The organism is Noviherbaspirillum galbum, assembly GCF_010974945.1.
Classification (GTDB): Bacteria; Pseudomonadota; Gammaproteobacteria; order Burkholderiales; family Burkholderiaceae_D; genus Noviherbaspirillum; species Noviherbaspirillum galbum.
In genome coordinates this window covers 1-1192 of the sequence record NZ_JAAIVB010000030.1, presented here as the reverse complement: position 1 = coordinate 1192, position 1192 = coordinate 1, and the positions used below count along the sequence as shown (strand labels likewise).

Sequence of the window (1192 nt, the reverse complement as noted above, 5' to 3'; positions counted from 1 at the left end):
ATGAACTACAACTGGAACTGGCGGATCTTCTGGGAGCCGTCGCCGGATGGGGTGGGGACCTACCTCGACACCCTCTGGTCGGGCCTGGCCTGGACCCTGGCCACCGCCCTGAGCGCCTGGATCATGGCCCTCATCCTCGGCGCCATCGTCGGCACCCTGCGCACCACCCCCAACCGCTGGGTCGTGCGCCTGGCCAACGGCTACGTCGAACTCTTCCGCAACATCCCCCTGCTGGTGCAGATGTTCCTGTGGTACTTCGTCATGCCCGAACTCGTCCCCGAGTCCCTCGGCAACTGGCTCAAGGCCCTGCCCAACGCCGCCTTCATCACCGCCGTGCTCTGCCTGGGCTTCTTCACCTCCTCGCGCGTGGCCGTGCAGGTCTCCGCCGGCATCGCCTCCTTGCCGCGCGGCCAGAAAATGGCCGGCACCGCGCTCGGCCTGACCCTGCCGCAGACCTACCGCTTCGTGCTCCTGCCCATGGCCTTTCGCATCATCGTGCCGCCGCTGACCTCGGAATTCCTCAACATCATCAAGAACAGCGCCGTGGCCCTGACCATCGGCCTCATGGAACTCACCGCCCGCGCCCGCTCGATGCAGGAGTTCTCGTTCCAGGTGTTCGAGGCCTTCACCGCCGCCACCCTCATCTACATCGTCGTCAACATCGTCGTGGTCAACCTCATGCGCTTCATCGAGAAGCGCGTGGCCGTGCCCGGCTTCATCGTCGGCGGAGGCAAATGATGCTCAACTTCGACTTCGACGTCATCGCCCGCTCCTGGGTCTACCTGTTCCAGACCGGCATGACCTTCACCCTGGAGCTGACCGGCCTGGCCATGGTCGGCGGCATCATCGTCGGCACCCTGCTGGCCATGATGCGCCTGTCCTCCAACGGCCTGGTGGCCGGCATCGCCACCACCTACGTCAACTTCATCCGCTCCATTCCGCTGGTGCTGGTGATCTTCTGGTTCTACTTCCTGGTGCCCTACATCGGCGCCTGGATCATCGGCGCGTCCGAACCGATCAAGGTCGGCGCTTTCACCTCGTCGCTGATCACCTTCATTTTGTTCGAGGCGGCGTACTACTGCGAGATCATGCGCGCGGGCATCCAGTCCATTCCGCGCGGCCAGGTCTGGGCCGGCTATGCGCTGGGCATGAACTACTGGCAGACCATGGGCCACATCGTGCTGCCGCAGGC

General features: G+C 64.6%; 2 protein-coding genes. Both read left to right on the top strand.

Features of this window, described 5'->3' with window-relative positions:
- Positions 1–738 (top strand): amino acid ABC transporter permease (locus G3574_RS08440; RefSeq protein WP_163961983.1); only part of this gene is annotated, 738 nt, incomplete at its 5' end.
- On the top strand, positions 735–1192 hold a 458-nt coding region (locus tag G3574_RS08435; protein WP_163961982.1), incomplete at its 3' end, for an amino acid ABC transporter permease. The genes G3574_RS08440 and G3574_RS08435, both read left to right, overlap by 4 nt.